The organism is Zooshikella ganghwensis DSM 15267 (assembly GCF_000428585.1).
Classification (GTDB): Bacteria; Pseudomonadota; Gammaproteobacteria; order Pseudomonadales; family Zooshikellaceae; genus Zooshikella; species Zooshikella ganghwensis.
Genome location: NZ_AUAF01000059.1, coordinates 1 through 6,256, shown reverse-complemented (window position 1 = coordinate 6,256; position 6,256 = coordinate 1). Strand labels below are relative to the sequence as shown.

Annotated in this window: 8 protein-coding genes; 5 read left to right on the top strand and 3 right to left on the bottom strand. The window is 40.3% G+C overall.

Annotated features, from left to right (window positions below; all coding sequences use genetic code 11):
- Window positions 1-377: 377 nt before the first annotated feature.
- The 4 genes from tnpA (at window position 378) to F607_RS0113760 (ending at window position 2,949) form a co-directional block, all read left to right on the top strand.
- Complete coding sequence (gene tnpA, locus F607_RS29750) at window positions 378-668, top strand: IS66 family insertion sequence element accessory protein TnpA (RefSeq protein WP_038291353.1); 291 nt, start codon at window positions 378-380, stop codon at window positions 666-668.
- Entirely contained in the window at window positions 665-1,021 is a 357-nt protein-coding gene (tnpB, locus tag F607_RS0113770; protein ID WP_027708547.1) for an IS66 family insertion sequence element accessory protein TnpB, read from the top strand. Before tnpA ends, tnpB begins: the two co-directional genes overlap by 4 nt.
- A 23-nt stretch (window positions 1,022-1,044) precedes the next feature.
- Complete coding sequence (tnpC, locus tag F607_RS29745) at window positions 1,045-2,619, top strand: IS66 family transposase (RefSeq protein WP_051311476.1); 1,575 nt, start codon at window positions 1,045-1,047, stop codon at window positions 2,617-2,619.
- A 63-nt stretch (window positions 2,620-2,682) separates the two neighbouring features.
- Complete coding sequence (locus F607_RS0113760) at window positions 2,683-2,949, top strand: hypothetical protein (RefSeq protein WP_027708546.1); 267 nt, start codon at window positions 2,683-2,685, stop codon at window positions 2,947-2,949.
- A 122-nt stretch (window positions 2,950-3,071) separates the two neighbouring features.
- Here F607_RS0113760 and F607_RS0113755 read toward each other — a convergent pair whose 3' ends face one another.
- Together F607_RS0113755 and F607_RS0113750 are read right to left on the bottom strand one after the other, a co-directional pair.
- A complete protein-coding gene (locus F607_RS0113755) occupies window positions 3,072-3,317 on the bottom strand; it encodes a GlsB/YeaQ/YmgE family stress response membrane protein (protein ID WP_027708545.1) in 246 nt (81 codons plus the stop codon).
- Between the two features lie 434 nt (window positions 3,318-3,751).
- A complete protein-coding gene (locus F607_RS0113750) occupies window positions 3,752-4,270 on the bottom strand; it encodes a hypothetical protein (RefSeq protein WP_027708544.1) in 519 nt (172 codons plus the stop codon).
- A 333-nt stretch (window positions 4,271-4,603) separates the two neighbouring features.
- Here F607_RS0113750 and F607_RS0113740 point away from each other — a divergent pair, with 333 nt between their 5' ends.
- Complete coding sequence (locus F607_RS0113740; RefSeq protein ID WP_027708543.1) at window positions 4,604-5,875, top strand: O-acetylhomoserine aminocarboxypropyltransferase/cysteine synthase family protein; 1,272 nt, start codon at window positions 4,604-4,606, stop codon at window positions 5,873-5,875.
- A gap of 117 nt (window positions 5,876-5,992) precedes the next feature.
- Here the strand turns inward: F607_RS0113740 and F607_RS34670 are convergent.
- Window positions 5,993-6,256, bottom strand: a 264-nt coding sequence (locus F607_RS34670) for a hypothetical protein (RefSeq protein WP_038291351.1), incomplete at its 5' end; no start/stop codon positions are given.

Sequence of the window (6,256 nt, the reverse complement as noted above, 5' to 3'; positions counted from 1 at the left end):
GAAAGGGACATCCAGTGCGCCGGGCTAAGCCGGCAAAAGGTTGGAGGTGAAATTCCTCTACTCAGTAAGGGCTAGCGACCCGCTGAGACTTCGAGTCATGGGCGGAACGGAGGAACAGGACATCCACTATTTGATTTTGATCAAAAATTGGATGCCTCCTTTGTAACCGCCAAAGCAACTACACCCTGCCATCCATGAAATATCTTTTGTATTGTGCCTATTTTTAAATAGGAGCCGTACATGAAAAAAGTAACCGCCAAAGCAACTACACCCTGCCATCCATGAAATATCTTTTGTATGTAACCGCCAAAGCAACTACACCCTGCCATCCATGAAATATCTTTTGTATTGTGCCTATTTTTAAATAGGAGCCGTACATGAAAAAACGCACTGTAGAAGAGTGGGAATCCTTATTTGATCAACAAGCGGCAAGTGGCTTAAGTGCTGCCGCCTTTTGTCGAGAGCATAAGCTGTGTCCAAAGTACTTCAGTTTGCGTAAGCGGCAGCTTCGTCATAGCCCGCCACCACAACAGGGGTTTATCCAGGCACATGTGATGGCCAGTGCTGATGATGACGTATTGTCTATCCGTTATGGTAAGACCGAACTTCGACTTAACCCAGGTGTATCACCGACTTGGCTTGCGGCATTACTGAAACAACTCGCATGATTGATTTAACCACCAGTCCTGACGTGTATTTACATCGGGAGTTTGTTGACTTTAGAAAATCTATTAATGGTCTATCAATGATCGTGGAAGCGAATTTACAGTTGTCACCTTTTTCAACCGCATTATTTGTTTTTTGTAATAGGCGTCGAGATAAACTTAAGGTACTTTACTGGGATAAAACGGGTTTTTGTTTGTGGTATAAACGGCTAGAAAAAGCAAAATTTAAATGGCCAAAAAAACATGAGCAAAACGCCATTCATTTAACGACAGAACAATTTAATTGGCTTTTGCGAGGGTTTGATATCAGTCAATTTAAACCCCATCCATCGTTGGAATTTACTATCGCGGGATAAGTGTTTTAGGTAAAATAGGCGACATGTCTTATGTCGCTGATCCTACATTACAGCCTAATTTTTTATACGCTGAAATTAATAAGCTTACTGACAAGCTCGCTCAGAAAGATCACCAGTTAACGACACTGCGTGAACATATTCAGTGGTTAGAAGAGCAATTACGCTTATCGCGCTATAAGCGTTTTGCTTCATCCAGCGAAAAACAATCACCGGATCAGGTGGCCCTGTTTGATGAAGCCGAACAACTTCAGGATGAGGCCTCTGAACAAGAACGGGAACCTGACACGACAACCACCACGGTGACGGCTCACCAACGACAAGCACGCAAGCCGCGTATCCCGAAAGACTGGCCTCGGGAACAGATTATTCATGACCTTGCCGAGGCGGATAAAGTCTGCCCGCATGATGGTAGCCACCTGGTTCATATCGGTGATGAAATCCACGAACAGCTGGATATCATCCCTGCACAAATAAAAGCGATTGCGCATGTGCGTCGCAAATATGGTTGTCCCTGCTGTGAAAACTATATTGTCACCGCCACAAAACCTAAACAGCCTATCGAGAAAAGTATTGCGACACCGAATTTATTAGCCCATGTAGCGATCAGTAAATATGCGGACGCCTTGCCACTGTATCGGCAAGTCACGATGTTCAAGCGTATTGGGGTTGAATTAAATCGTACTACACTCGCGAACTGGATGATTCAATGTGGTCAGCTCGTCCAACCACTCATGAATTTGCTGGCTGAAGCGGCACTGGCACAATCTGTCGTGCATATGGATGAAACGGCATTACAGGTACTCAATGAGCCAGGCAAAAGCCCTGAAAGTCAAAGTTATATGTGGTTACTCTTAACCACAGGGCATCAGCCTGTCGTTTACTATCATTACCATCCCAGCCGACACGCTGATGTACCCAAGCAACTGCTGGGTGATTATCAAGGCGCTGTAATGGTCGATGGTTATGACGGCTATCAGTCGGTCTGCCAGAAAAATCAATTAACGCGATTAGGGTGCTGGGCGCATGCAAGGCGTAAATTTATCGAAGCGCAAAAAAGCCAACCGAAAGGCAAAGCCGGTAAAGCCGATCAAGCCCTCGCCTATATTCAAAAACTCTATGCTATTGAACGCCAGGTAAAAGATAAAACGGCGGATGAGCGATTACATATTCGACAAACACAAGCCAAGCCCATTATCGACAAACTCAGAGTGTGGTTGGAAAAAGCCTTGCTAAACACACCACCTAAAATGGCATTAGGTAAGGCAATACACTACTTACATAACCAATGGGAGCGACTGGTCGGCTATCTCGACGATGGCACCTATCCCATTGATAATAATCCTGCAGAAAATGCCATACGGCCTTTTGTTATTGGACGAAAAAATTGGTTATTCGCCAATAGCCAATCAGGAGCCAAAGCCAGTGCAAGTTTATATAGCTTAATTGAAACGGCTAAAGCTAATGGGCTTGAGCCATTCTCATATTTACAACGCGTCTTTACCCTGTTGCCTAATGCACAATCACTGGCTGATATCGAAGCGCTACTGCCTTGGCAACTCGCTCACCAAGATAACTCACTTGCTTCCACTGAAGTTTAAGCTCGCCATCTATTAGTTGGATATTTTATACTGCTCGGTTGCTTTAAAATACCTGTAGTTGCTTTGGCGGTTACGGTTGATTGGCTCGGTCGAGCTATTCGAGATGATAAGCGAGGTGCTATTCCCAGTAATATGCCTCCTATTTTAGAGCGCCTGAATATCAATGCGGATGAGTTGTTGACTTATGTGAGTAAAAAAGAAAAACGGTTTATTGATGTGATGGGGACTGAAAATAATTTTCAGAAAATAGCAAAACAATGGCAGCGTAAGTTTATTAAAGGCGTTAGGCTTGCTAAACAGATATTTTCTAGACAGATTATATATACATAATGTTGTAGTTGAAGCCTTATTTATGTGGAAGCTTGCTATGAATTTAAGAGATGTTTTTGTAATAGTTGTTGAAAGGAAAAGCTGCCATTTTCTAAAATGACAGATTCTTTTTTAAATTGTGTTTATTTGATAAAGCGATAAAAGAGTAAAATAATAAAAGCACCTCCAGTGGCAATTAATATACTTTCTAAAGTGAAAGCATTAACACTGCCAAAACCAAATAAGCTACCCACATAGCCACCAACAAAAGCACCTGCTATACCTAAAAGAGTGGTTATAATAAAACCACCACCATCACGTCCAGGCATTATCCATTTAGCTAAAATGCCTGCAAGTAAACCAAGGATGATCCAAGCAATTATTCCCATAGGTAATTTTCCTTATAAATTCATAGTTAGTTGTAAGGAGTCTTTACTATACAAAAAATAATAGAAATAAATTTATTTTTGATCAAATATAAAAAGTAAATCACGTATTTTAAGTATTTGTTGTCACAAAACTCAAGAATACCTATGGTTAGCTTTCATAATTGTTAGTAAGTGGTATCCGTGCTATCAAGTTTTTTAGCTAAGATAAGGGAGTAGACCTTTTAGTTTGTAGTACTTTTGTTTTATTTAGACTAAAAAATAGAATATTCACTATTTGGTTGTAATCAAATAGTCGATAGGGATTGTCTGCCGCATCCTGCGGCAGACAGTTTGTTCCTGATCAAGCAGCTTTTCATATCCATAATCAGGTACATACACGTGCAAGTATATATAGATTATCTTTGAAAAATTTAATCTGATAAGTTCACTGTGAGTTAAGGTTTAATTTCAGCTACTGCATCGTAGGAATTAATTGTCGTATAATAAATTTGGCTTAAAGTATTTTTAAGGGTTAAAACGTCTTGAGATGGTTCAGGGAGAGCGGTTCCATCCTCAGGTTTTGGTCCGCAAATTGAAATAATTGATAAGTCTTTTTTGGGGGTACTAATATCGATAGCAGGCGCATCACATAAATAGTAGTAAGCGTAATTTTTAAACCCTTGTTCTGTTTTTACCTTATTAATTGCAAATTGAATCTCATCCAGTTTTTTGGGAGAAAAGTATTTGAGAAAGGCTTTGTTGCCTGAATTAACAATTGCTCTCAATTCAACCGTTTTACCTTCATGATTTTTTCTTTGAATAAGAGTAGCTGATGAGCCCTGAAAATTTGGATAGCTTGGTCCAATGCTGTACTCTGCTACTACTGATGTTTTTACTCCAGCATTAACTACATTAGCAATACCACCACCAAGCAATAATCCAGATATTACAAAACCCACGGTAAGTGCTTTCATTTTTAACATTTCCTTTTGTTTTCAATGATGATATGAGCAAATAAAATTCAAAAGAAATTTATTGGTGACAACAACAGGGCGTCAGCGTACAAGTAATTGATGACGCTTTCAACTGAAAAAGACATCGGTTATACAAAGGTAAAGACGGTATTATTTGCTTATATGAAAATGCTTAAAAAGCTGGTGGTTTACAAAGGAAAGGAGCATCCATTATTGGTTAGTGACGATTAAGTCATGCGCATTTTACGTTAGTTGTTGTATAAACTGTATTCGGTTGGTGGACTGTGTAATAGTAAGCCTCAGCATACTACAAAAAACAAGAAGAGTGAGTAAATGAAACTAGAATCGATAGCTTTACATCACGGGTACAAGTCTGAGGAAACTACTAAAGCTGCAGCGGTTCCAATTTATCAAACGACCTCATATACCTTTGATGATACTCAGCACGGTGCAGACCTGTTTGATCTGAAAGTACAAGGTAATATTTATACGCGAATTATGAATCCGACTACGGATGTGCTTGAGCAACGTATTACCGCAATGGAAGGAGGTATTGCCGCATTGGCTTTGGCTTCTGGCATGGCTGCGATTACATACGCAATTCAGTGTATATGTGAAAATGGTGACAACATTGTGAGTAGCAGTCAGTTGTATGGCGGCACATATAACCTATTTGCGCATACATTACCAAAACAGGGCATTGATGTTCGGATGGTTTCTCATGATGATTTTGATGGGTTTGAAAAGGCAATTGATGTAAACACCAAAGCGGTGTTTTGCGAGTCTATAGGTAATCCTGCAGGTAATGTTGTGGATATTATGCGACTGGCAGACATTGCCCACAAGCATGGGGTGCCACTCATTGTTGATAATACTGTGGCGACGCCCTATTTATGTCGCCCTTTCGAGTTGGGTGCTGATATCGTTGTGCACTCATTAACAAAGTACATTGGTGGTCATGGTACTTCTATTGGTGGTGTTATTGTTGATTCAGGTAATTTTGATTGGGTGGCAAATAAAGCACGCTTTCCAGTCATAAATGTGCCTGATCCTTCCTATCACGGTGTGGTCTATACGGAAGCTTTGGGAGCTGCAGCTTATATTGGTCGTTGTCGAGTTGTGCCATTAAGAAATATGGGGGCGGCCATTTCTCCGATGAATGCTTTTCAGATCATGCAGGGATTAGAAACGTTAGGGCTTCGTATGGAGCGTCATTGTGAAAATGCAGAAAAGCTTGCTCGGTTCCTTCAAAGCCATAAAAAGGTCAAGTGGGTCAAGTACGCGGCTTTGCAAGACAGTCCATATTATGAAACGTGCCAAAAAATTACTGGCGGTAAAGCATCAGGTATTTTGAGCTTTGGTATTACAGGAGGTATTGAGGCTGGCAGTAAATTTATTGATTCACTCAACATGATATTACGCTTAGTGAATATTGGTGATGCAAAATCATTAGCTTGTCACCCTGCATCTACAACCCATCGTCAGTTAAGTAAAGATGAGCTTGCTGAAGCTGGCGTGAGTGAAGATTTAATAAGGATATCAGTAGGTATTGAACATATTGATGATATTATTGCAGATGTTAGCCAAGCTTTGGATAAAGTTTAGTTTGACGTTGAGGGAGATCCAATATATAGAGTTGAAAGGAACCTCCACTATTTGATTGTATCTTTTGGCATGCTCTTTTTCTAAAATAATATATTGCATGCCACTCGACTTTGGCCATCAAGCAGCCATCGCGAGTTGATTAATTAAAGTGTCAGCGTCATTGGGTGTTAATTTAATAAAGTCATCACTTATACTTGAGTTTGAAAAATATTCTTCAGCCCAAATTGTTCGCCTAATAAATGCGATGACATCGGAAAATGTTGCTTGATCTTTTTTGTCATACCAACTGGTTAATGCCGGTTGTAAAAGAGTGGATTGTCTCATTTCTTTGGCGATAACACAGGCTAAGGAATACAACCCCATTAATACAGGCGTTGTTCT

Coding starts and splice junctions, on each gene's coding strand:
- tnpA (WP_038291353.1), top strand. CDS start 378: ATGAAAAAACGCACTGTAGAAGAGTGGGAATCCTTATTTGATCAACAA.
- tnpB (WP_027708547.1), top strand. CDS start 665: ATGATTGATTTAACCACCAGTCCTGACGTGTATTTACATCGGGAGTTT.
- tnpC (WP_051311476.1), top strand. CDS start 1,045: ATGTCTTATGTCGCTGATCCTACATTACAGCCTAATTTTTTATACGCT.
- F607_RS0113755 (WP_027708545.1), bottom strand. CDS start 3,317: ATGGGAATAATTGCTTGGATCATCCTTGGTTTACTTGCAGGCATTTTA.
- F607_RS0113750 (WP_027708544.1), bottom strand. CDS start 4,270: ATGAAAGCACTTACCGTGGGTTTTGTAATATCTGGATTATTGCTTGGT.
- F607_RS0113740 (WP_027708543.1), top strand. CDS start 4,604: ATGAAACTAGAATCGATAGCTTTACATCACGGGTACAAGTCTGAGGAA.